We start from the raw sequence: 23,182 nt of genomic DNA, 5'->3' as shown, positions 1-23,182 counted from the left end.
TTTCGTGGCCTGGAGGCCACGAAACGTATGACGCACAGCGGGTCTCAGCTCTTCCGCAGGTTGCGCAGCACGTACGGCATGATCCCGCCGTTGCGGTAGTAGTTCGCCTCGCCCGGGGTGTCGATGCGCACCTTGGCGTCGAACTCGACGTCGCCCGCCTTGACCTTGACGGTCTTGGGGGTGGTGCCCTCGTTGAGCTCGCTGACGCCGGTGAAGGAGAACTCCTCCTCGCCGGTCAGGCCGAGCGACTCGGCCGTCTCGCCCTCGGGGAACTGCAGCGGCAGCACGCCCATGCCGATCAGGTTGGAGCGGTGGATGCGCTCGTAGGACTCCGCGATCACGGCCTTCACGCCGAGCAGCGCGGTGCCCTTGGCGGCCCAGTCACGCGAGGAGCCCGAGCCGTACTCCTTGCCCGCGAGTACGACGAGCGGGATGCCCTGCTCGAGGTAGTTCTCCGAGGCCTCGAAGACCGTGGTCTCCTCGCCGTCCCGGGTGAAGTCGCGCGTGAACCCGCCCTCGGTGCCCGGTGCCAGCTGGTTGCGCAGCCGGATGTTGGCGAACGTGCCCCGGATCATCACCTCGTGGTTGCCACGACGCGACCCGTAGGAGTTGAAGTCACGCTGCTGCACGTCGTGCTCGGCGAGGTACTTCCCTGCCGGGCTGTCCTTCTTGATCGCACCGGCCGGGCTGATGTGGTCGGTGGTCACGGAGTCGCCGAGCTTCAGCAGGACGCGTGCACCCTCGATGTCCTGCACGTCCTCGGGCTCCTCGGGCATGCCGTCGAAGTACGGGGGCTTGCGGACGTAGGTGGAGTCGGGGTCCCACTCGAAGGTGTCGCCCTCGGGCGTGGGCAGCGACTTCCACTGCTCGTCGCCGGCGAACACGTCGGAGTAGTCGTTGGTGAACATCTCCGAGGTGATCGCGCTGGCGATGACCTCCTCGACCTCCGCGGCGCTCGGCCAGATGTCCTTCATGAAGACGTCGTTGCCGTCCTCGTCCTGGCCCAGCGGGTCGTTGTAGAGGTCGACGTCCATCGAGCCCGCGAGCGCGTAGGCCACGACGAGCGGCGGGGACGCGAGGTAGTTCATCTTCACGTCGGGGTTGATCCGGCCCTCGAAGTTGCGGTTGCCGGAGAGCACCGAGACGACGGCGAGGTCGTTCTCGTTGACCGCGTCGCTCACCTCGGGGATGAGCGGGCCGGAGTTGCCGATGCAGGTCGTGCAGCCGTAGCCGACGAGGTTGAACCCCAGCTTGTCGAGGTACGGCGTCAGCTCGGCGCGCTCGTAGTAGTCGGAGACGACCTTCGACCCGGGGGCCAGCGTGGTCTTGACCCAGGGCTTGGTGGTGAGGCCCTTCTCGACGGCGTTCTTGGCGAGCAGCGCCGCGCCGATCATCACCGACGGGTTGGAGGTGTTGGTGCACGACGTGATCGCCGCGATCGCCACCGCACCGTGGTCGAGGTCGAACTCGGTGCCGTCGCCGAGCTTCACCTTCGCCGGGTCGGACGGGCGGCCCGAGCCGCTGCCGGCCGGGTGGTTGCGCCAGTCGTGCGGAGCACCGTCGCCGTTGCCGCCCTCGGAGTGCGAAGGGGCGTCGCTGGAGGGGAACGAGTCGTCGGACTGCTCGTCGACCTTGGAGTGCTCGGCCTCGTCGGGCTTCTCCTGCGCTGGCACGCCCTCCTTGTCGGAGCCGCCTTCGGGCTCGCCGTCGTCGACGTAGTCGGCCAGCGCAGAGCGGAAGGCCTCCTTGGCGTCGGAGAGGGAGACCCTGTCCTGCGGTCGCTTGGGGCCGGCCAGCGAGGGAACGACTTCCGCGAGGTCGAGCTCGAGCCGCTCGGAGTAGCGCGGCTCGGCGTCAGGGTCGTGCCAGAGGCCTTGCTCCTTGGCGTAGGCCTCGACGAGAGCGATCTGCTCGGCGTCGCGGCCGGTGAGCTCGAGGTACTTGGTGGTCTCCTCGTCGATCGGGAACACCGCGATCGTGGACCCGAACTCCGGGCTCATGTTGCCGATCGTGGCGCGGTTGGCCAGCGGCAGCGCCGAGACGCCGGGGCCGTAGAACTCCACGAACTTGCCGACCACGCCGTGCTGGCGGAGCATCTCGGTGATGGTCAGCACGAGGTCGGTGGCGGTCGCGCCCTCGGGCAGGTCGCCGTTGAGCTTGAAGCCGACCACACGCGGGATGAGCATCGACACGGGCTGGCCGAGCATGGCCGCCTCGGCCTCGATGCCGCCGACGCCCCAGCCGACCACGCCGATGCCGTTGACCATCGTGGTGTGCGAGTCGGTGCCCACGAGGGTGTCGGGGTAGGCCAGCAACTCGCCGTCGACCTCACGGGTGAACACGACGCGTGCGAGGTGCTCGATGTTGACCTGGTGGACGATGCCGGTGCCCGGCGGGACGACCTTGAAGTCGTCGAAGGCGCCCTGGCCCCACCGCAGGAACTGGTAGCGCTCGCGGTTGCGTTCGTACTCGATCTCGACGTTGCGCTCGAACGCCTCCGGCGTACCGAAGACGTCGGCGATCACGGAGTGGTCGATGACCATCTCGGCCGGGGCCAGCGGGTTGATCCTCGACGGGTCACCGCCGAGGTCGGCCATCGCCTCGCGCATGGTCGCCAGGTCGACGACGCACGGGACACCGGTGAAGTCCTGCATGATGACGCGGGCCGGGGTGAACTGGATCTCCTTGTCCGGCTCGGCATCCGCGTCCCACCCGGCGATGGCCTTGATGTCGTCGGCGGTGATGTCCGCGCCGTCCTCGGTGCGCAGCAGGTTCTCGAGCAGCACCTTGAGGCTGTAGGGCAACGACGCGACGTCGAGACCGTCACCCTCGACCGCGTCGAGCCGATAGATCTCGTAGGACTTCCCGTTGACGTCCAACGTGCCCTTGGCACCGAAGCTGTCCGGTCGATCTCCTGGGCTCGCCATGGTTCTCCTCACGTCTGCGGGTGGTCCGCTGTCTCTGTTCCCATCTTGCCCATGCCCACGCGGGACGGAAAGGTCAGGGAACCCTTAGTCAAAGTATCTTGACGTCAAGAGACTAGCATGCGCCTCTAGGGTGGTTCCATGCGCTATCGATCCCTGGGAAACAGCGGTACGGCGGTCTCCGAGCTCTGCCTCGGCACCATGACCTTCGGCAACGAGACCGACGAGGCGGGGGCCCACGAGCAGCTCGACCGGTACGTCGAGGCCGGCGGCAACCTGGTCGACACCGCCGACGTCTACACCCACGGGGTCTCCGAGCAGATCATCGGCCGTTGGCTGGCCGACCGACCCAGCGACGTCACCGACCGGGTGGTGCTCGCCACCAAGGGGCGGTTCCCGTTCGAGCCGGGGCCCAACGCGGGCGGCGCGTCGGCCCGCCACCTCACCCGGGCGATCGACGCCTCACTCGAGCGGCTGGGACTGGACTCCGTCGACCTCTACCAGGTGCACGCCTGGGACCCGCGGACCCCGCTGGAGGAGACGCTGCGCACCCTCGACGGGTTCGTGCGCTCGGGCCGCACCCGCTACTACGGCTTCTCCAACTACACCGGCTGGCAGCTGACCAAGGCGGTCGGCCTGGCCCGCGAGCTCGGCCTGGCGGCGCCGGTCACGCTCCAGCCGCAGTACAGCCTGATCGTGCGCGAGATCGAGTGGGAGGTCGTCCCCGCCGCCCTGGACGCCGGTCTCGGGATGCTGCCCTGGAGCCCCCTGGGCGGCGGCTGGCTGACCGGCAAGTACCAGCGCGACCAGCGGCCCACCGGCGACACCCGCCTCGGTGACGACCCGGGACGCGGCATGGAGGCCTACGACCGGCGCGGTACCGCCCGGACGTGGGACATCATCGAGGCCGTCCAGCGGATCGCCGAGGCGCGCGGCACCTCGATGGCAGCGGTCGCGCTGGCCTGGGTGACCGACCGGCCCGGCGTCACCTCGACGATCCTTGGCGCGCGCACCCTGGAACAGCTCGAGGACAACCTGTCCTCGGTCGAGGTGCGCCTCGACGACGACGAGCGCGCCGCTCTCGACACGGCGAGCGACCTGCAGGCCACCGACTACCCCTACGGCGAGCTGGGCGTCGACCAGCGCGACCGCGACCTGGCGACCGGCTAGCGGCTAGCTGCCGCTGCCCTGGGCAAGCTGGGCAACGTCGTCCCACGCCTCCCAGGTCTCGATCCGGGAGGCGTAGTCGGCCTTGGCGATGGCCAGCGGGGCCGCGCCGAAGAACACCCGCAGCGGCGGCTGGTCGGAGTCGACCACGCGCAGCAGGGCGTCGGCGGAGGCGGAGGGGTCGCCCGGTCCGGAGGTGTTGCGCTTGGCCCGTGCCTCCTCGAAGCCCTGCCGGACCTCGTCGTACGCCGGGAGCGGGGTGGTGTGCCGGGACGACGGACCCGCCCAGTCGGTCGAGAACCCGCCCGGCTCGATCAGGGTGACGTGGATGCCGAAGCTCTCGACCTCGGCCGCCAGCGCCTGGGAGAAGGCCTCGAGGGCCCACTTGGAGGCGTGGTAGGCGCCGATGTTCGGGAAGGCCGAGATGCCGCCGATCGAGGAGACCTGCAGGATCCGTCCCGACCGTTGCTCGCGCATGAACGGCAGCGCTGCCTGGGTCACCCACATCGCCCCGAAGACGTTGGTCTCCATCTGGTCGCGGAACTCCTGCTCGCTGAGCTCCTCGACGAAGCCGAACTGGCCGTAGCCGGCGTTGTTCACCACGATGTCGAGGCTGCCGAAGCGCTCGTGCGCCTGCCGGACCGCGGCGAAGTCGGCCTCGCGGTCAGTGACGTCGAGCTGGATCGGGAGCAGCGCGTCGCCGTACTTCGTGACGAGGTCGTCCAGGGTGGACAGGTCGCGTGCGGTCGCGGCGACGCGGTCTCCGCGCTCGAGGGCGGCGATGGCCCACTCGCGGCCGAAGCCACGCGAGCATCCGGTGATGAACCAGGTCCGAGGGGTCTGTGAGTCCGTCATGTCTCCGACGGTAGGACTTCGAGCACGCTCGAAGTCAAAAGGATCAGCGCGGTAGCCGGTCCTCGCGGGCCTGCACCAGTGCCGCGGGAGCCGACAACCGCCAGGCCTCGAAGGTGAGCTCCGCGAGCTCGTCGCGATCCACGTGGTCGAGGTGGACCACCACCCAGCCGAAGCCGCCCGCGGTGAACTGCACCTCGAAGACGTCGGGACGCTCCCCCACCAGCGCCGCCTGCTCGGCCAGCGTCTGCTTGAGCCCGACCGTCCGGGTCGGCTGCCACAGGTAGCCGAAGGTGCGGGCGGACACCTCGAGCTTGGTGTAGCGGGAGTACTCCGTCAGCTGCACCTCGTCGAGCTGGCCCACCAGCTCGAGGAAGTCCGCGATCCCTGTCACCGGGCCTCCGGCACCAGCAGGGCGACGCACTCGATGTGGTGGGTCATCGGGAACAGGTCGAAGACGCGGAGGTCCGCGAGTGCATAGCCCTGCTCGGCGAAGTAGCCGATGTCCCGGGCCAGTGCAGCGGGGTCGCAGGCGACGTACGCCACGGCCCGCGGCCCGAGGTCCGAGATCGCCCGGACGACCTGGCCCTTGGCGCCGACCCGTGGTGGATCGAGCACGACGACGTCCGCGGCCCCCACACCGCGGTGCAGGACGCGGTCGACGCGGCCGGCCACGCTCCGCGCCCAGGGGTACGACGCCAGGTTGGCCCGCGAGTGCCGGGAGGCGGCCTTGTCTCCCTCGACGGCCACCACCGCGCCAGCCGGCCCGACCGCATGGGCCAGGAAGGCGGCGAACAGACCGACGCCGGCGTACAGGTCGAGCACCGACTCCCCCGGCTGCACGTCGACCATCTCGAGCACGCACTCGACCAGGGTGCGCGGCGCGTTCACGTGCGGCTGCCAGAACCCGTCGGCCGCCACCTCGAGCACTCCGGTGCCGGTCGAAGTCTCGACCTGCTCGACCACGACGCCGTCCTCCGGCTCGCGCGCGGCCGGATGCGCTATCAGGCAGTGGTCGATCTCGACCACCTCGTGCGAGCGGTGCTTGCGCAGGCCCAGGCCACCGTCGGGCAGATGGACGTACTGCATCCGGCTGCGCCAGGCGAGTCCGTCCGACGGCGGCACCTCCTCGACGACCACGTCCCGTTCGAGGCCGGCCAGCCGCTGCAGCTGCTCGGAGACCACGGCCGCCTTCAGCCTGCGTTGTTCCTCCAGCGTCACGTGCTGGAAGTCGCAGCCGCCGCAGAGCCCGGGGCCGGCGTACGGGCACGGCGCCTCGACGCGCTCCGGGGAGGCGAGGTGCACCTCGACCGCGTCGGCCCGCAGGAACCGCCCGTCGTCCTCGGTCACCTCGGCCGTGACCCGCTCCCCCGGCAACGCGTGCCGGACGAAGACGACCTGTCCCTCGTGGCGGGCCACGAAGTGCCCGCCGTGCGCGACCGGGCCGATCTCGAGCTCGAGCCGCCTAGTCATAGGGACGCTCGGCCTCACGGCGCCAGGCCCGTACGGACGCGTCGAGCCGCCTCACGACGTCCGGGTGCTGACCGGCCACGTTCTCCTGCTCCAGCGGGTCGTGCACCAGGTCGTACAGCTCCGCCGGCTTGCGGTCGAAGTTGTCGATGAACTTCCACGGCCAGTCCTGGACGCCCGTGCAGATGCGGTCGTAGCCGCAGTCGAAGAACTGCTGTCGGTGCGACGTACCGAGGGGGCCGAAGATGTCGACCCCTGGGTAGGGGGTCCCTTCGAGCTCGAACCCGGCCAGCTTCGCCAAGGTGGGCAGTACGTCGACCTGGCTGGCCGGCGTCCGCACCGGGCCGGGAGGCACACCCGGACCGGTGAACACCGCAGGCACCTTCATGACCTCGTCGTACGGCACACCGGTGTGGAAGTCGAGACCGTGCTCCCCGAAGGCCTCACCGTGGTCGCCGATCACGAGCAGGTCGGTGTTGCCCCAACGGCCGGTGCGCTTGAGCATCGCCACCACCTCCGCCACGAACGAGTCGGAGTAGTGCACGGCGCTGAGGTAGCGGTTGCGGGTCTTGTCGGAGACCCAGGAGCCGATCCACGACTGGGGGATGTCGTAGTCGTGGTGGGTGGCCAGGGTGCTGTACCCGAGGACGACGTGCTGGTTCTTCGGGATCCTCCGCAACCACGCCTCGCTGGGTGCGAGCGCCGCCTTGTCCTCGAGGCCGAAGTAGTTGACGGTCGCGAAGCCGTGCGTCCGGCGGAGGTCTTCCCGCCCGACCACCGTGTCGAAGCCGAGGTTCTTGAACATCTCGGTGTCGTTCTCGAAGTAGGTGTAGCCCGACTGGAACCAACCGGTCCGGTAGCCGCGCCTGGCCAGCAGCCTGGGCAGGCAGACCCGGCTCGGCCCGGCCGAGGAGGCGGCGGCGTTCTCCGAGACCGGCTCGGGCCAGGTACCGCACATCACCGCCGCCGTCGCCTGGCTGGTGTGGGAGATGACCACGCTCATGTTCTCGACGTCGGCACCCGTGCGTGCGAGGCCGGCAAGGTGGGGGGTGGTGGCCAGCTCCCGGTCGCCCAGGGTCGTCGCGCGTCGCGAGGTGGACTCGAGGAAGATCACCACGACGTCGCGAGCGGGTCCGTCCTCCACGGCGCGTGCCGGACCGACCAGCGCGCTGCCCTCGCGCCCACTGACCGTGCGCACCACGTCCTGCGCCATCGACTCCGCGATGCCCATCGGCGCGCTCTGACCCGCGTGTCGATCCGGTACGCCGACCGGGAAGACGAGCGCGACCACGACCGCGCAGGCGGCGACGACCAGCAGCAGCGGGCGGTTGACCGATGATTCCCTGCCGCGCCGGCGGAGCAACCAGGCGACCACGGGTGTGGTGACGATCGGTTGTACGACCACGGCCACCAGCAGCACCTGCAGGTAGCGCGGGGTGGCGACGGTAGCCATCGGCACCATGATGTTCGGGTGCTCCACCAGGATCTGGAGCATGGGCCAGTCGAGGTACGCCGTGGTGGACACGAGCACACCGACACTGGTCAGCTCCAGGAAGTTCCAGAGGCAGTGGCACACGACGAGGGCCACCAGCCAGACGCGTGGATGCCGGCCACCGAGGACGGCGAAGGCGAAGAGGATCAACGCACCCCAGGTCGCGATGTCGGCGACGGACAGGACGACCTGGTGTCCGAGCCCGGCGTCGGGGGCGCCGATCTGCAGCATCGCCAGCCGGCCCAGCAGGACCAGCACCATGGTCGGTAGGGCCAGCGCCCACAGGTACACCAACTGGTACCTGTTCAGCTCCGAGAAGCGCTGCGTGCGTGGTCGTGGATCGGGGCGCATCTACCGCCCAGACCGGGTGCGGCCACGGCGTACGTCGCCCGGCCGCGCGCGCTGGAACTCCCACTCGTCGCGCTCCTTGGCCACCTCGGCGCCGCGCAGCTGGTAGGGCACGGAGGTGACCATCACACCCGGGGTGAACAGCAGGCGGCCCTTGAGCCGCAGGGCGGTCTGGTTGTGCAGGACCTGCTCCCACCAGCGACCGACGACGTACTCCGGGATGTAGACCGCCACCACCCCGCGCGGGTTGGCCTCGCGGATCTCGACGGCGTAGTCCACGATCGGCCGGATGACCTCGCGGTACGGCGAGTACAGCATCTTCAGGGGTACGTCGATCCGCTGGGCGTCCCATTCGTCGAGCAGCTTGTTGCCGCTCACGCCGTCGGTGTCGACGAACACCGCCTCGAGGACGTTGGGCCGGGACGCCTTGGCGTAGGCGAGGGCCCGCATCGTCGGCTTGTGCAGCTTGGAGACCAGCACGATCGCGTGCACCCGCGTCGGCATCATCTGGTCGCTGTCGCCGATGACCAGCTCCTCGGCCACGCGGTCGTAGTGCGCCCTGATCGAGCGCAGGATCGCGTAGAAGACGATCATCGCGAGGATCGCGATCCAGGCGCCGGCCAGGAACTTGGTCAGCAGCACCACCACGAACACGGAGGCCGTCATCGCCAGGCCGAAGGAGTTGATCAGCCGCGACCGGAACATCTTCCGCCGGGCACCTGGGTCCTCCTCGGACTTCAGGTGGCGGGTCCAGTGCCGGATCATGCCGAGCTGGCTGAGGTTGAAGGAGACGAACACCCCGACGATGTAGAGCTGGATCAGTCGCGTCGGTTCGGCGTCGAAGGCGATGATCAGGATGATCGCGAAGCCGGCCAGGATCAGGATGCCGTTGCTGTAGGCGAGGCGGTCGCCGCGTGAGCCCAGCTGCCGGGGCGCGAACCCGTCCTGGGCCAGGATCGAGCCCAGCACCGGGAAGCCGTTGAACGCCGTGTTGGCCGCCAGGATCAGGATGATGCCGGTCATCGCGACCACGTAGTAGAAGCCCGGCGAGAAGTCGCTGAAGACCGCGCGTGAGATCTGGGCGATCACGGTGTGCTGGTCGTAGCCCTTGGGCAGCGCGCTGCCGTCGGCATTGGTCAGTCGGTCGAGGTCGTGCGGATCCACCATCCGCAGGCCCATGCGATTCGCCAGGATGATGATGCTCAGCATCATGGTGACCGCGATCGCGCCCAGCAGGAACAGCGTCGTGGCAGCGTTCTGGCTCTTCGGCTTGCGGAAGGCCGGAACACCGTTGGAGATCGCCTCGACACCGGTCAGCGCGGCACACCCCGAGGAGAAGGCACGTGCCAGCAGGAAGATCATCGCGGCCTGCGAGATGTCACCCTCGTACCCGGGAGCCGGATGGACGATCTTGTCGGCGCTCTCCACGTCGGGCAGGGTGCCCTGGGCAGCGCGGATGGCGCCGTACACGGCCATCCCCATGACGCCGATCATGAAGCCGTAGGTGGGGACCGCGAAGAACGCCCCCGACTCCCGGACGCCGCGCAGGTTCAAGGCAGCGAGCACCATCACCAGCACGACGGCCACAGTCGCCTCGTGCCCGGAGAACGCGGGGATGGCCGACGCGGCGTTCTGCACGCCCGAGGACACCGAGACCGCGACCGTCAGCACGTAGTCGACGAGCAGGGCCGAGGCGACGGTGACGCCGGCGTTCTTGCCGAGGTTGACCTTGGCGACCTCGTAGTCACCGCCTCCGCTGGGGTAGGCGTGCACGTTCTGCCGGTACGACGCGACCACGGTCAGCATCACGACGGCGACCGCGAGGCCGATCTTCCAGCTGTAGACGTACGCCGAAGCACCGGCGACCGAGAGCATGATGAAGATCTCGTCCGGCGCGTAGGCCACCGAGGACAGTGCATCGCTCGCGAAGACGGGCAGGGCGATCCGCTTGGGCAGCAGCGTCTCGCCCAACTGGGAGCTGCGGAGCTTGCGCCCGAGCAAGATCCGCTTTGAGACATTTCCAATGCCCACGTAGCGAGGCTAGAGCACATCGCTACACGCCGGAGGCAGACCCACTACTGTGGCCGGGTGCACGTCGTGATCATGGGTTGTGGCCGCGTCGGTTCGACGCTCGCCCGAAGCCTCGAGGACCGCAACCACACCGTGAGCATCATCGACAGCAACCCCGACGCCTTCCGCCGTCTCGGCCCGTCCTTCAACGGCACCAAGGTGACCGGCTACGGCTTCGACCAGGCCGTGCTCACCGAGGCCGGCATCGAGCGCGCGGACGCCTTCGCGGCCGTCAGCAGCGGCGACAACTCCAACATCATCGCCGCCCGGGTGGCCCGCGAGACGTTCGGGATCCAGCAGGTCGTGGCCCGCATCTACGACCCGGGCCGGGCCGAGGTCTACCAGCGGCTGGGCATCACCACGGTCGCGACGGTCAAGTGGACCGCCGACCAGGTGCTGCGCCGGATCCTGCCGGCCGGCGCCGAGCCCGACTTCCGTGACCCCTCGGGCACCATCCGGGTCGACCAGATCCTCGTTCCCGACGCCTGGGTCGGCCACCGGACCGTGCAGTTCCAGGAGCAGGCTCTGTGCCGCATCGCCTGGATCGACCGGCTCGGCGAGGGCATCCTGCCCAGCCGCGAGTCCGTGCTCCAGGAGGGCGACCTCCTGCACATCGTGATGCGCGAGGAGAAGGCCAACGGCGTCTACGACGTCCTCAAGAAGGGTCCGGAGGACGACTAGTCATGCGCGTAGCCATTGCAGGAGCAGGAGCCGTGGGGCGTTCGATCGCCCGCGAGCTGATCGGCAACGGTCACGAGGTGCTGCTGATCGACAAGGACCCCGCCTCGATCAAGCCCGACCGGGTGCCTGACGCGGAGTGGCTGCTGGCCGACTCCTGCGAGCTGTCCTCGCTGGAGGAGGCCCGGCTCGAGGACTGCGACGTGGTGATCGCGGCCACCGGTGACGACAAGGCCAACCTGGTCACCTCGCTGCTGGCCAAGACCGAGTTCGGCGTGCCCCGCACGGTCGGCCGCGTCAACCACCCGAACAACGAGTGGCTGTTCACCGAGGCCTGGGGGGTCGACGTCAACGTGTCGACGCCGCGCATCATGTCGGCCCTGGTCGAGGAGGCGGTCACGGTCGGCGATCTGGTGCGGCTGTTCACCTTCCGCAAGGGCAACGCCAACCTGGTCGAGATGACGCTGCCGGCCGACTCGCCGTACGTCGGCAAGCCGTCTGGCCTGATCCCGTTCCCGGAGAACTGCTCGCTGGTGACGATCCTGCGCGACGGACAGGTCTACACGCCCGACCCCGACCAGCCGGTCGAGTCGGGCGACGAGCTGCTCCTCGTCGTACCCGCGGAGATCGAGGAGGAGCTCGAGAAGATGCTCGCCCCGACCGAGCACGGCGGCGACCGAGAGGGCTGATCCGCCCGTCTAGTCCGCGGCCCTGTCGAGGCCGCATCAGGCATAACGTCGAAGCATGCTCACCGTGGAAGAGTCCCTGGTCATCGACAAGCCCCGCGCCGAGGTCTTCGACTTCTTCGCGGCTCCCGAGAACATCCCGGTCTACAGCAGCAACGTGGTCGAGTACGACGTCGTCTCGGGCGGAGCCCACGACATCGGACGCGAGGCGAAGTTCGCGGTCAAGGTGGTCGGCGTACGCCTGGAGTACACCGACGAGCTGGTGGAGTTCGTCGAGAACGAACGCGTGAAGACCACCAGCAAGGAGGGGCGGATCCCCTACTCGATCACGCTGACCTTCGCCGACGAGGGTGCCGGCACCAAGGTGTCCTGGCTGCAGGAGGTCGAGCAGCTCGGTGGCGTCTTCAAGTTCGGCGACGGCCTGGTGATCAAGATGTACTCCAAGGACGTGCGCTCCAACCTGGAGAAGGCCAAGGCCCTCCTGGAGGACTGAGGGTCACGGCTAGAGCTGCGGCTCGGGCTCGCCCGGCCGGAGCGGCGTGGCGTTGCGCGAGAGCAGCCACACCATCACGGCCAGGGCCGCCACCTGCAACGGCCAGCCCATCGCCAGCTTGGCGACACCGAGGGCGGCGACGGCGGAGTCCTTCGACCACCAGCCGTTCCGGCCCGCGAGGTAGATGGGTCCCTGCACGGCGACGCGCACGATGCACGGCAGGGCGAGCAGCCAGGTCAGCCGGCTGCACAGTCGTACGACGTTGCGGTCGGCGTGCCACGCGGTCGGGTCGCCGGCCACGCTGCCCACGATGAAGCCCACCAGGGGCCAGCGGATCACGATCGTCAGCACCATCACCATGGCGTAGCCCAGGTTGTAGAGCAGCCCGGGGAGGAAGTAGGCCAGGGCCTGGTCACCCTCGTCTCCCCCACCTCGGGCAGCTCGCCACGCGAAGAGCGCGCCGATTCCGATCCCCACGAAGGCGTTGAGCACGAACTGCACCGACGAGCGGTGCACCAGCCGCACCACCAGCAGCACCCCGGCACAGGCGAGGCTGAGGATGATGGCCAGCCGCAGGTCGTGGCGGGTCAGGAACACCACGGTGAAGACGACGGTCGGGACGGCCGCCTCGAGCATGCCGCGCACCCCACCCAGGGCGTCGGAGAGCTGTTTGCGGACGACCTGCTCGACCGTGTGCGTGGTCGCGTCCGTCACCGGCAGCCCACCGTGCAGATCAGGGCGTGGATCATCGCGTCCTCAGCTCGTAGCGGGGGTTGTACATGACCCGCTGGTTGTCCTGGACGCCGATGCGTCCCTCGACGCGGATCGCCCGGCCGGGCGTGATGCCCCCGATGCGCCGCCGTCCGAGCCACACCACGCTGATCGACCCCGACCCGTCGTAGAGCTCCGCCTCGAGGGCGGGCACACCTCCACGCGGGCGCAGGGTGACCGTCTTGAGGGTGCCCTGGACGATGACGCGCTGGCGGTCGGGAGCCTCACTGATCGTGACCAGCCCGGCCTTGCGGGTGTCCTTGCGCAGCTCGCGGGCCTCGGCGCGGTCCTGGTTCGCCCAGCGACTGATCGTCGCCCGCAGACCGTCCTTGTGCTCCGCCATGCGCCGAGCGTAGTCACTCGGCGGTGAAGCGCGAGTGACCCCGATCAGTCGACCTGGCGCGCGTCGGGCGGCAGCGTGAGCCGCAACGGCGCACCGGGCACCATCGCCTCGCGTCCCCGACGTACGACGACCGACCGGATCGTCTCCTCCCAGGGGGCGGCCGACTCCGGCTCGGCGGCCGGCTGGCCCATCAGCGTCGCGCGGAGCAGCCAGTTGGGTCCTTCGTGGCCGCTGATCCGGCTGACCTGGGTCGCTGGCTGGCCGTCGGGCAGCTGCACCGGCACCTCGCAGACCAGCTCGATGCCGAACGGGCCGTCGTGCTCGGTGGCGGTGCCACCCATCCGTGCCGTCTCCGCCGAGATCCGCGGCCGCAGCTCGGCCCAGCTGCCACCACCGCGAGCCGCCGCGAAGGCACGGAGCTCGAGCGCGCCCTGCTCGTCGACCAGCACCGCGGCGATCACCTCGCCGCTGTCCTCGTCGACCTGGAGGCGCATCTCCATCGGGCCGGCCGGGGTGATGACCAGGCTGCCGAGGTCGATGCCGTCACGCTCGTCGAGGTCCTCGACCTCCGAGGCGTCGAAGGGCCCGGACGAGGTGTCCAGGACGGGTGCCGGGTCGCCGGGCTCCCCGTCGACGGCATCGTCGGCCTCCGCCGACTCCTCGACGCGTTCCTTGCGGCCGAACCTCACCGTGTCGTCCCTCCCGAGGCGATCCCCTCCGGCTGCTGCCGGGACGCGACGAACCCTCCGGTCGAACCGTAGCCGCCGTCACCGCGGGCCGAGTCGGGCAGGTCGTCGGCCTCGACGAAGGCCGCCGTCTCGAAGCGCTGGATCACCAGCTGGGCGATGCGGTCGCCCCGGCGTACGGCGAACGGCTCGTGCACGTCGGTGTTGACCAGGCAGACCCTGACCTCGCCCCGGTAGCCGGCGTCGATCGTGCCGGGGGCGTTCACGATCGAGATGCCGTGCTTGGCCGCCAGCCCGGACCGCGGGTGCACCAGGGCGACGTACCCCTCCGGCAGGGCGAGCGCGATCCCGGTCGGCACGAGCGCACGCTCTCCGGGCTGCAGGGTGAGGTCGACGGCCGAGTGCAGGTCGGCGCCGGCGTCGCCGGGATGGGCGTACGACGGCAGCGGGAGCCCCGCGTCGAGGCGCTTGATCGAGATCTCCACCATGTCTCGCGACCCTACCCGCGGGCGCGGACCGGTCGAATGACAGGCTTTGACCGTGGCATCGTCGACCTCCGCGCAGGACGCCCGTGCGTCCGCGGGCAGCTATCGCGAGCGCCTGTTCGTGCCGCTGCGCTGGTGGGTGCAGGCCACGATGCTGCTCGCCACCCTGTGGCTGGCCTTCATCGTCTCGATGCCGGCCGTGGCCGCGTGGACGGCCACCGCTGTGCTCGTGCTGATCACCTTCGCAGGGTTCGCCTGGATCGGCAGCGCGCGCGTCGAGGTGCGCGACGGGACGTTGTACGCCGGCACGGCGCACATCCCGGTCGCCCTGCTCGGTCCGGTGGAGCCCCTGGACGCCGTGGAGACCCGCCGGGTGCACGGGGTCGATGCGGACGCCCGGGCGTTCCTGGTGACCCGGCCCTACCTGAAACGGTCGGTGCTGGTGCCCGTCCTCGATCCCGACGACCGCACGCCGTACTGGCTCATCTCGACGCGTCACCCCGATCGCCTGGCTGCCGCCCTCGGCGCCCGGCAGGCTTCTGACTAGTGTTATCGGGTACTCCCCGGAGTGACCCGAAAGGCAGGACATGGCCAAGGACAAGAGCCAGAAGAAGGAAAAGCAGAAGGACAGCTCGAAGTTCTGGAGCATCCTCTCGCTCGCTGCTGCGCTGATCGCCGCCACGATCGCGAAGAAGGGCCTGAACACGTCCTGGAAGGCGGCCACCGGCAAGAACCCTCCGGCGAACCCCGCCGACCCCGACGTGGATGTCTGGGAGGCCGTGCTGTGGGCCACCGTGAGCGGCACCGCCATCGGTCTGGCCCGGATGCTGGCCACCCGCCGTGCGGCCATCTACTACGCGAAGTCGACCGGCCACCTGCCGCCGAACCTGCAGAAGGACGACCAGGACGCCGACGCTGCGCCCGCCGACGCGACCTGAGCGAGGCGCAGACAGCACCCGATGGACAGACGAAAGGGCCGCCCCCGTGGGGGCGGCCCTTCGTCGTTGTCGTCCTGAAGTGTGCGTCAGGCGCAGTCGCGGCAGATGAGCTTCTTCTCGTCCGCGAGCTGGCTGCGGTGGTGCACGAGGAAGCAGCTCATGCAGGTGAACTCGTCCAGCTGCTTGGGCTTCACCTCGACCGCCAGCTCTTCGTGCGAGAGGTCAGCGCCGGGGAGCTCGAAGGACTCGGCAGCTTCTGCCTCGTCCTCGTCGACCTTCCCGGAGTTCTTGTCGTGACGCCGCGCCTTGAGCTCTTCGAGGCTGTCCTCGTTCTGCTCTTCCTCGGTCTTCCGAGGTGCGTCGTAGTCGGTTGCCATTCCTTCTCTCCTGCTCCCAAGTCCCAGTGGTTCTCGCGGCCTGCCCCCGTAGTCCGCGTGACGGCGCAGATTGTGCACCACTCAGGGCCAATGTGCACACTCGAACCACCGACTGGTCTTCACGGCTGGCAGACCACACGAGAACGCGCGTCGTCCCACGGTTGTTCCCGCGCCTGCCGAAGACACTCCTGCGGGTGCCCAGCGGGTCAGGCAGACCCGACTCCGAGGAAGTCGCAGGCGAGCACCAGATCGGAGAATTCGGACCAACCGAGCGCGGGCGCGCACACCACGAGGTCGTGACCGACGACGGAGGTCCAGATCTCCAGGGCTGCCCCGGCCTCGATCGCGATCAGCCCACCGGCGGCGTAGTCCCAGATGTGCGGGCCCTCCTCGACGTAGGCGTCGAGCTGACCGGACGCGACAGCGCACAGGTCGAGGGCACAGGATCCCTGACGCCGGATGTCGCGGACCCGGGGCAGCATCCGCGCCACCGCCTGCGCCCCCCGTTCGCGCACCTCGGTCTCGTAGCCGAAGCCGGTCCCGACCAGCGACTGCTCGAGGCCCGGCGGGCGGCGTACCTCGATGGGCTGGCCGTTGCAGGTGGCTCCGGCACCGAGGGTGGCGGCGTACTCCAGGCCGGACACCGGACTGAGCACCACCCCGGCCACGACCTCGTCCCCGCGCGCGGCCGCGATCGAGACGGCGTACTGCGGGATGCCGTAGAGGTAGTTCACCGTGCCGTCGATCGGGTCGACGATCCATCGGATCCCGGACGTGCCGGCCACGTCGTCGCCCTCCTCGCCGAGGAAGCCGTCGGAGGGCCGGGCGCCGAGCAACCGCTGGCGGATCAGCTCCTCGCAGGCCGTGTCGGCCTCGGTCACCACGTCGATCGGGCTGGACTTGGTGCCGGAGACGTCGACGCCCTGCTCGCGCATGCCGACCACGAGTCGAGCGGCATCCCGTGCCGTCTCGACGGCGAGGTCGAGCAGGTCACGATCCGAGGCGCTCACCGGTTCACTCCTCGCCGCAGAGAGCCGGCCGCGGCCCGGCGGGGTTGGCGCAGCAGCCGACCGCGCACCGGTCCCAGGTGGCATCGGAGCCGAGGGCCGTCCGCTCGGGTGACTCCCCGCGCTCGACGGCGGCGCGCTCGACCAGCAGGTCACGCACCATCGCCACGAACCGCGGGTCGACGCCTGCGGTGGCGGCCCGTGCGAAGGGCAGCCCGATCTCCTCGGCGGTCGCCCTGGCCTCGGTGTCGAGGTCGTAGATGACCTCCATGTGGTCCGAGACGAACCCGATCGGGATCACCACCACACCGGGCACGCCCTTCTCGCGCAGCGAGCGAAGGTGGTCGTTGACGTCCGGCTCCAGCCAGGGCACCTGCGGCGGTCCCGACCGCGAGCAGTAGACGAGGGCGGACGGGTACCGGTGCCCCGTCTCCTCCCGCACACGCTCGACGACCTCGGCGACGACGAGCCGGTGCTGGGCGACGTAGGCGCCTCCGCGCGGGCCGCTGCTGTCGTTCATCGCGGTCGGGATCGAGTGCGTGACGAAGGCCAGGTGTCCGCCGTGGCGGGCCTCCTCCGGCAGCTCGGCGAGGGCGGCGAGGGTGGCGTCGACCATCGGCTCGATGAAGCCCGGGTGGTTGAAGTACTGGCGCAACCGGTCGATCCGGGGGGCCCCCGGCACCGCCTCGACGGCGTCGGCCAGGTTCTCGCGGTACTGCCGACAGCCGCTGTACGACGAGTACGCACTCGTCAGGATGGCAGCGGCGCGGGTCACCCCGTCGGCCCGCATCTCCTCGAGGGCCTCGGTGAGGAACGGGTCCCAGTTGCGATTGCCCCAGTAGACGGGCAGGTCGATGCCGTTGGCCCACAGGTCGGCCTTGATCGCGTCGACCAGGTCGCGGTTCTGGTCGTTGATCGGGCTGCGGCCGCCGAACTGGAAGTAGTGCTCGCCGACCTCCTCGAGCCTCGCGTCCGGGATGTTCCTGCCGGCCGTCACGTTGCGCAGGAAGGGCACCACGTCGTCGGGCTTCTCGGGACCACCGAAGGAGACCAGCAGGAGCGCGTCGTACGGGTGCGGATCGGACATGTTCCCCAGCCTAGGCTGGCCCTCGATGCTCACCACCTATCGCCGGGTGTACTCGCGCCCCGGCGCCTTCGCGTTCTCGGCCACCGCGCTGGTCGCGCGGCTGCCGATCTCGATGATGACGCTGGGCATCGTGCTGCTGGTCAGCTCGCTGAGCGGCTCCTACGGGCTCGCCGGGCAGGTGTCGGCGGCGTACATCGTGGGCAACGCGGTCTTCGCGATCCCGCACGGCCGGCTGGCGGACCGGTTCGGCCAGGGCAAGGTGCTCTACGTCGACACGGTGGCGTTCGCGGTGACGACCAGCCTGATGATCGCCTCCATCGTCGAGGACTGGGCGATGCCCTGGCCCCACGTCTGGGCTGCGCTGGCGGGGGCCGCGATCCCGCAGGTCGGCACGATGGTGCGTGCGCGCTGGGCCCACCTGCTGCCGGTCGCCAGTGAGCGGCACACCGCCTTCGCGGCGGAGAGCGTCTTCGACGAGGTCGTCTTCGTGACCGGACCGGCGCTGGTCACCCTCCTCGCGACGGCCGTCGCTCCGCAGGCGGGCCTCGTCGCGGCGGTCACGGTCGGGACGGTGGGCACCCTCGCCCTGGCCGTCCAGCGACGTACCGAGCCCCCGGCCCACCCCCGGGACCCGACCACCCGCCGCGACCCGATGCCATGGGGTCTGCTCGTCCCCCTGACCGTGGCGGCGATCGCGCTGGGCAGCCTGTTCGGTGCCCTCGAGGTCGCCACCGTCGCGTTCGCCGACGACCACGGCCACAAGGCGTACTCCGGACTGATGCTCGGTGCCTTCTCGCTGGGCAGCCTTCTCGCCGGTGTCGTGGCCGGCACGATCGTCTGGCGACGGGCACCCCTGGAGCGCGTCCGGATCGGCGCTGCCCTGCTGGCGGTCGGCACCCTCTCCCTACCGTTCCTGCCGAACCTCACGGTGGCGACGGTCGCGCTGTTCGTCACCGGGATGACGCTGGCCCCCACGCTGATCACGCTGTTCTCGTTGATCGAGGCCTCGGTCCCCCGGTCGCGCCTGAACGAGGCGATGGGGTTCGTGCAGACCGGGATGAGCGGCGGCATCGCCCCCGGTGCGTGGCTGGCGGGCTTGGTCGCCGACGGGTCGAGCGGCTCGGCGGCGTACTGGGTGTGCACGGTGTCGGCGGCGCTCGCAGCGCTTGCCGCCGTCTTCATCCGCAGCGGAGAGCACTAGTCTCCCGGCATGGCGACATGGACCAACTGGTCGCGGCTCAGCACCGCGCACCCGACACAGGAGGTCTCGCCCCACGACGCGGGCGAGGTCGTCGACGCCGTTCTGGCCGCACGCCACCAGTCCCTCACGGTGAAGATGCCCGGCACCGGCCACTCGTTCACCGACATCGCGATCACCGACGGACTGCTGCTCCGCCCCGGCGGCCTCCGCGGCATCGTGGCCGTCGACAAGGACGCGATGACCGTCACTGCCCTGGCCGGTACGACGCTCGCGGAGCTGAACGGCGCACTGGAGAAGCTCGACCTGACCCTGCACAACATGGGCGACATCGACGAGCAGACCGTCGCCGGCGCCATCTCGACCGGCACCCACGGCACCGGCGGCCAGCGCGCGTCGCTGAGCGCCCAGGTCTCCGGCCTGGAGCTGGTCACCGGCCGGGGCGAGCTCATGCGGGCCGATGCCCAGCAGCACCCCGAGGTGCTCGACGCCGCCCGCCTCGGACTGGGAGCACTGGGCATCCTGACGGCGGTCACCTTCGACGTGGAGCCGATGTTCACCCTGGAGGCCCACGAGTCACCGATGCTCTGGGACGAGGGGCTCGACCGGTTCGAGGAGCTGGCGACCGAGAACCACCACTTCGAGATGTACTGGTTCCCGCACACCGAGCGGCTGCTGACCAAGCGCAACAACCGCACCCTCGACGAGCCCGAGCCGCTGTCACGGATGAAGCACTGGCTCGACGACGAGTTCCTCTCCAACCGTGTCTTCGGCTGGGCCAACCGGATCGGCAACCGCCGCCCCGGCCTCGTGCGCCGGATCAACGACATCTCCGGCAGCGCCCTGAGCGAGCGCCGCTACTCCGACGTGCCGCACAAGGTGTTCACCTCCAGTCGCACGGTGGTGTTCCGCGAGATGGAGTACGCCGTGCCACGGGCCGTTGCCCGTGAGGCGCTGCGCGACGTGCGCTCGACCATCGAGAAGAACGACTGGACGATCAGCTTCCCGATCGAGATCCGCGTCTGCCCGGCCGACGACGTGCCGCTGTCGACGGCGTACCAGCGCGACTCGGTCTACCTCGCCTTCCACATGAACGCGCAGACCGACCACACGGCGTACTTCCGGGGCATCGAGGACGTCCTGCGCGGGTACGACGGCCGCCCGCACTGGGGCAAGCTGCACACCCGCACCGCCGAGGACCTCGAGCCGGCCTATCCGCGCTGGGCCGACTTCCAGGCGATCCGCGAGCGCCTCGACCCCGACCGGCTCTTCACCAACGCCTACCTGGACCGCGTTCTCGGCGCCTGAGGCAGATCTCCGGGCTTGCCCACCTCCAGCTGCGGTCATCGCGCATACTGCGGTCGTGGGTCTTGCGCAGCAGTTCGGTCATCCCTCGGGGCTACTCGGTGCGCTGGTCGGGCGTGTCATGGCCAAAGGCAACGCGCAGCACACCCGATGGGTGGTGCAACAGGCCGCGGCCCGTCACGGCGATGGAGTCCGGCATGTCGCCGAGCTCGGCCCCGGGCCGGGGCTCGGGCTGGAGGCGCTGCTCGCACAATTCCCCGAGGCGCACGTCTGGGGCGTCGACCTGTCCTCGGTCATGCTGTCCCAGTCCAGGAAGCGCAACCAGTCGGCGGTGACCGCCGGTCGGCTGACCCTCCTCGAGGGTGGCGTCCCGGCGCTGAGCGCGAGTGAGCCGGCGGACATCGTGATGGCCAACCACGTCCTGTACTTCTGGCAGGACCCGGCAGCCGAGATGGCCCGGATCCGGGGCTTCCTGCGGCCCGGCGGGCTGCTCGCACTGGGCTACCAGCTCGAGGCGCAGATGCCGGCGATGGCCCAGCGGCGCTTCCCCCGCGCAGGCCACAAGCTCTACGCAGCGGATGACGAGGTGACGAGGCTGGCGGCCGCGGCCGGCTTCGGCTCCGTGACGCAGGTCGTCAAAGGCTCCGCCGAGGCGCCCGAGGGCGTGGTCATGCTGGCTACTGCCTGACCGTTGGGCCGGAGCCGCTCGACGAGTGCTCAGTAGACCTTCCACGTGGAAGGTCTACTGAGCACTCCAGGAACGACGATCAGACGCTGGCGGATCCGCGCGGCAGTGGCGCGTGCCAGTCGCGGCGCAGGGCCAGCAGCCGCATGCCGAAGCAGATGGCCACCCCGGGCAGCGCGACCCAGCCGACCGGCAGCTCCCAGTAGTTCGCGAGGACCGCCCAGGTCGCGCCCAGCAGCGCCGGCGTCGCGTAGAGCTCGCTGGAGAACACCACCGGCACCCGGCCCGCCAGCAGGTCGCGGACCATGCCGCCGCCGATGCCGGTGACCATCCCCATCAGAGCCGCGGGGACCGGCCCGAGTCCGTAGTTGATCGCCTTGAGGGTGCCGGTCACGCAGAACAGCCCGAGGCCGGCGGCGTCGAGCACGATGATGACGCGCTCCAGCCGACCGAACGCCGGGTGGAAGAGGAACGTCGCCAGCCCGGCGACGACCGGCGCTATCAGGTAGCGCCAGTCCGCCAGCGCGGCCGGCGGCGTCGCGTCGATGAGCACGTCACGCAGGAACCCGCCGCCCAGCCCGGTGGCACCGGCGAGGACCAGGACCCCGAACATGTCGAACTGCCGTCGGACGGCGACCAGGGCGCCGGTGATCGCGAACACGAAGATGCCCGCCAGGTCGAGCACCAGCAGCAACGTGTCCTGACCAGCCATGCGCCCGAGCGTAGATCGGCGAGTCGCCCTGCTCAGTCGCGCCTCGCGCTGAAGTAGGCTCGGGCCGCAGGTGGAAGCGAAGGAGCGAGAGATGGCCAGGTCCAGGGGGGCGTGCAAGCGAGCGCCGCTCAACGCGTGCGCTGGCAAGGCGGAGGAGGGAGCCGTGGCGGAGCCACGGCGACTGACGACAACGCCGTCCAGCGTGCGTGGTGAGTGGGGCGTAGCGTGCGCCCCCCTGGGCGTGGCCATCTAGAGATGCAGGACCTCACCCCGGTGGGGCTGAACGAGGACGGCACACGGCTGGTCCTGGTCAATGCCTCGGGCGAGGAGTTCTCGGTTCCGGTGGACACCCGACTGCGCTCGGCTATGCGTGGTGAGAACGCACGACTCGGTCAGTTGGAGACGAAGATGGACAGCGCACTGCGCCCCCGAGACATCCAGGCGCGCATCCGCGCGGGCGAGTCGCCCGAGGACGTCGCGGCCGCCGCCCAGACGAGTGTCGAGGCGATCATGCCCTTCGCCGGCCCGGTGATCGCCGAGCGCCAGCACGTCGCCAGCACCGCGCTCAAGGCGTCGCTGCGACGACCCGCCGCCGACTCGACCTCCCCGCGCACCCTCGGCGAGGCGGCGGACCTCTTCTTCGAGGAGCACTCCCTGCACGACGAGGACGTCGAGTGGGACGCCTGGCGCCGGGCCGACGGTCGCTGGGCGCTGGTGGCGACGTACGCCGTCGGCGGGAAGCCCCGCCGCGCGGAGTTCACCCACGACCAGCCGGGTCGCTATGTCGTGGCCGACAACGACGACGCCAGGATCTTCACCGGCGAGCTGCGCGCCCCCGACCAGCCGGGCGCCCCGGCCCGCCCCCAGGCGCGCCGGCTCAGCTCGGTGCACACCCAGGACGAGCTGCCGCTCGGCGACGACGCCATCGAGCTGGTCCGGGACGCCGACCCAGCGCCCCCGGCCGGACAGGTCACCGACGAGGTCACCGAACAGGCCGTCGACCCGACGGCCGACACGGCCGACGCCGACTGGCTGGCCGACCCGGTGCCCACGCCCGACGACGTACCCCTGATCGAGGAACCGGCCGCCGAGACGCCGCTGGACGGGCCGGTCGAGGAACCTGCCGCCAGCACCGACGAGGAGCCCGCCGTCGAGGACGCCGCCTCCGAGACGGACTCCGAGGACACCGTGGAGGTCAAGCAGGCGTCCTCGAGGCGCAAGGGACGCTCGTCGGTCCCGTCGTGGGACGAGATCATGTTCGGCGGCAGCTCCAGCGAGGACTGACCACTCCTGGGCGGGGGCTGACAGTCGGGGTTACCGACCGGTAATGTGCGCCGCATCGCGTGACCGCAGCTCGCGCGACGAGTTGAATGGCTCGCAGGACACTCCCCCATCAGCGAGAGCGGTG

General features: G+C 70.0%; 24 protein-coding genes. 10 read left to right on the top strand and 14 right to left on the bottom strand.

Going from position 1 to position 23,182, the window contains the following annotated elements; all coding sequences use genetic code 11:
- Window positions 1-44: 44 nt before the first annotated feature.
- Window positions 45-2,927 (bottom strand): aconitate hydratase, encoded by a 2,883-nt coding sequence (locus tag H976_RS0116820; RefSeq protein ID WP_027862487.1) that lies wholly within the window; start codon window positions 2,925-2,927, stop codon window positions 45-47.
- Between the two features lie 138 nt (window positions 2,928-3,065).
- Here H976_RS0116820 and H976_RS0116815 point away from each other — a divergent pair, with 138 nt between their 5' ends.
- Complete coding sequence (locus tag H976_RS0116815) at window positions 3,066-4,094, top strand: aldo/keto reductase (protein ID WP_027862486.1); 1,029 nt, start codon at window positions 3,066-3,068, stop codon at window positions 4,092-4,094.
- 3 nt (window positions 4,095-4,097) lie between these two features.
- On the opposite strand, the gene H976_RS0116810 is transcribed toward H976_RS0116815, so the two are convergent.
- The 5 genes from H976_RS0116810 to H976_RS0116790 are packed head-to-tail and all read right to left on the bottom strand — an operon-like array spanning window position 4,098 to window position 10,284.
- Window positions 4,098-4,946, bottom strand: a complete 849-nt coding sequence (locus tag H976_RS0116810; protein WP_027862485.1) for an SDR family oxidoreductase — start codon at window positions 4,944-4,946, stop codon at window positions 4,098-4,100.
- A 43-nt stretch (window positions 4,947-4,989) separates the two neighbouring features.
- The gene (locus H976_RS0116805) at window positions 4,990-5,337 is read right to left on the bottom strand and encodes an MmcQ/YjbR family DNA-binding protein (RefSeq protein WP_196804125.1); all 348 of its coding nucleotides are present in this window, start codon (window positions 5,335-5,337) and stop codon (window positions 4,990-4,992) included.
- Window positions 5,334-6,416, bottom strand: a complete 1,083-nt coding sequence (locus tag H976_RS0116800) for a class I SAM-dependent RNA methyltransferase (protein ID WP_036226948.1) — start codon at window positions 6,414-6,416, stop codon at window positions 5,334-5,336. The genes H976_RS0116805 and H976_RS0116800 overlap by 4 nt, the downstream gene beginning before the upstream one ends.
- On the bottom strand, window positions 6,409-8,196 hold the full coding sequence (locus H976_RS0116795) for a sulfatase (RefSeq protein ID WP_155918377.1): 1,788 nt from the start codon (window positions 8,194-8,196) through the stop codon (window positions 6,409-6,411). Before H976_RS0116795 ends, H976_RS0116800 begins: the two co-directional genes overlap by 8 nt.
- Window positions 8,197-8,256: 60 nt before the next feature.
- Window positions 8,257-10,284 carry an APC family permease gene (locus H976_RS0116790; RefSeq protein WP_027862481.1) on the bottom strand — a complete coding sequence of 676 codons (2,028 nt, stop codon included), beginning with the start codon at window positions 10,282-10,284 and terminating at the stop codon, window positions 8,257-8,259.
- Window positions 10,285-10,356: 72 nt separating this feature from the next.
- On the opposite strand from H976_RS0116790, the gene H976_RS0116785 reads away from it, so the two are divergent.
- The 3 genes from H976_RS0116785 to H976_RS0116775 are packed head-to-tail and all read left to right on the top strand — an operon-like array spanning window position 10,357 to window position 12,180.
- A complete protein-coding gene (locus tag H976_RS0116785; RefSeq protein WP_369759037.1) occupies window positions 10,357-11,004 on the top strand; it encodes a TrkA family potassium uptake protein in 648 nt (215 codons plus the stop codon).
- A gap of 2 nt (window positions 11,005-11,006) precedes the next feature.
- Entirely contained in the window at window positions 11,007-11,690 is a 684-nt protein-coding gene (locus H976_RS0116780) for a TrkA family potassium uptake protein (protein ID WP_027862479.1), read from the top strand.
- A 55-nt stretch (window positions 11,691-11,745) separates the two neighbouring features.
- A complete protein-coding gene (locus H976_RS0116775) occupies window positions 11,746-12,180 on the top strand; it encodes an SRPBCC family protein (RefSeq protein WP_027862478.1) in 435 nt (144 codons plus the stop codon).
- Between the two features lie 9 nt (window positions 12,181-12,189).
- Here the strand turns inward: H976_RS0116775 and H976_RS0116770 are convergent, their stop codons facing one another.
- Genes H976_RS0116770 through dut form a run of 4 tightly spaced genes read right to left on the bottom strand, consistent with a single transcriptional unit; the run spans window position 12,190 to window position 14,468 of the window.
- On the bottom strand, window positions 12,190-12,894 hold the full coding sequence (locus tag H976_RS0116770; protein WP_231388968.1) for a DUF3159 domain-containing protein: 705 nt from the start codon (window positions 12,892-12,894) through the stop codon (window positions 12,190-12,192).
- Between the two features lie 31 nt (window positions 12,895-12,925).
- Complete coding sequence (locus H976_RS0116765; protein ID WP_027862476.1) at window positions 12,926-13,294, bottom strand: OB-fold nucleic acid binding domain-containing protein; 369 nt, start codon at window positions 13,292-13,294, stop codon at window positions 12,926-12,928.
- A 44-nt stretch (window positions 13,295-13,338) separates the two neighbouring features.
- A complete protein-coding gene (locus H976_RS0116760) occupies window positions 13,339-13,983 on the bottom strand; it encodes a DUF3710 domain-containing protein (RefSeq protein ID WP_027862475.1) in 645 nt (214 codons plus the stop codon).
- The gene (dut, locus tag H976_RS26925; protein ID WP_051276948.1) at window positions 13,980-14,468 is read right to left on the bottom strand and encodes a dUTP diphosphatase; all 489 of its coding nucleotides are present in this window, start codon (window positions 14,466-14,468) and stop codon (window positions 13,980-13,982) included. The genes H976_RS0116760 and dut overlap by 4 nt, the downstream gene beginning before the upstream one ends.
- A gap of 52 nt (window positions 14,469-14,520) precedes the next feature.
- Between dut and H976_RS0116750 the strand changes: the two genes are divergently transcribed.
- Both H976_RS0116750 and H976_RS0116745 read left to right on the top strand, forming a co-directional pair.
- Window positions 14,521-15,012, top strand: a complete 492-nt coding sequence (locus H976_RS0116750) for a DUF3093 domain-containing protein (protein WP_027862474.1) — start codon at window positions 14,521-14,523, stop codon at window positions 15,010-15,012.
- A gap of 40 nt (window positions 15,013-15,052) precedes the next feature.
- Window positions 15,053-15,403: a DUF4235 domain-containing protein gene (locus tag H976_RS0116745; protein ID WP_051276947.1), complete on the top strand. Its 351-nt coding sequence runs from the start codon at window positions 15,053-15,055 to the stop codon at window positions 15,401-15,403.
- Between the two features lie 86 nt (window positions 15,404-15,489).
- Here the strand turns inward: H976_RS0116745 and H976_RS0116740 are convergent, their stop codons facing one another.
- From H976_RS0116740 to H976_RS0116730, 3 genes are all read right to left on the bottom strand, one after another.
- Window positions 15,490-15,780, bottom strand: a complete 291-nt coding sequence (locus tag H976_RS0116740; protein ID WP_027862472.1) for a DUF4193 domain-containing protein — start codon at window positions 15,778-15,780, stop codon at window positions 15,490-15,492.
- A 206-nt stretch (window positions 15,781-15,986) separates the two neighbouring features.
- Complete coding sequence (locus tag H976_RS26920; RefSeq protein ID WP_051276946.1) at window positions 15,987-16,790, bottom strand: inositol monophosphatase family protein; 804 nt, start codon at window positions 16,788-16,790, stop codon at window positions 15,987-15,989.
- Between the two features lie 4 nt (window positions 16,791-16,794).
- Window positions 16,795-17,874, bottom strand: coding sequence for a ferrochelatase (locus tag H976_RS0116730; protein WP_196804124.1), 1,080 nt, complete (start codon window positions 17,872-17,874; stop codon window positions 16,795-16,797).
- A 25-nt stretch (window positions 17,875-17,899) separates the two neighbouring features.
- On the opposite strand from H976_RS0116730, the gene H976_RS0116725 reads away from it, so the two are divergent.
- From H976_RS0116725 to H976_RS29005, 3 genes are read left to right on the top strand one after another with little or no spacing between them, the layout of a single operon-like run.
- Window positions 17,900-19,075: an MFS transporter gene (locus H976_RS0116725; RefSeq protein WP_027862521.1), complete on the top strand. Its 1,176-nt coding sequence runs from the start codon at window positions 17,900-17,902 to the stop codon at window positions 19,073-19,075.
- A 9-nt stretch (window positions 19,076-19,084) separates the two neighbouring features.
- The gene (locus tag H976_RS0116720; RefSeq protein ID WP_027862470.1) at window positions 19,085-20,380 is read left to right on the top strand and encodes a D-arabinono-1,4-lactone oxidase; all 1,296 of its coding nucleotides are present in this window, start codon (window positions 19,085-19,087) and stop codon (window positions 20,378-20,380) included.
- 55 nt (window positions 20,381-20,435) lie between these two features.
- Entirely contained in the window at window positions 20,436-21,065 is a 630-nt protein-coding gene (locus H976_RS29005) for a trans-aconitate 2-methyltransferase (protein ID WP_155918373.1), read from the top strand.
- 79 nt (window positions 21,066-21,144) lie between these two features.
- On the opposite strand, the gene H976_RS0116710 is transcribed toward H976_RS29005, so the two are convergent.
- The gene (locus H976_RS0116710; protein ID WP_027862469.1) at window positions 21,145-21,774 is read right to left on the bottom strand and encodes a trimeric intracellular cation channel family protein; all 630 of its coding nucleotides are present in this window, start codon (window positions 21,772-21,774) and stop codon (window positions 21,145-21,147) included.
- 255 nt (window positions 21,775-22,029) lie between these two features.
- Between H976_RS0116710 and sepH the strand changes: the two genes are divergently transcribed.
- Entirely contained in the window at window positions 22,030-23,058 is a 1,029-nt protein-coding gene (sepH, locus tag H976_RS29000) for a septation protein SepH (RefSeq protein ID WP_051276943.1), read from the top strand.
- Window positions 23,059-23,182 lie beyond the last annotated feature (124 nt).

Origin of the sequence: Marmoricola sp. URHB0036 (assembly GCF_000426045.1) — a bacterium.
Classification (GTDB): domain Bacteria; phylum Actinomycetota; class Actinomycetes; order Propionibacteriales; family Nocardioidaceae; genus Marmoricola.
The sequence above is the reverse complement of the archived record's forward strand: the minus strand, read 5'-3'. Positions and strand labels throughout refer to the sequence as shown.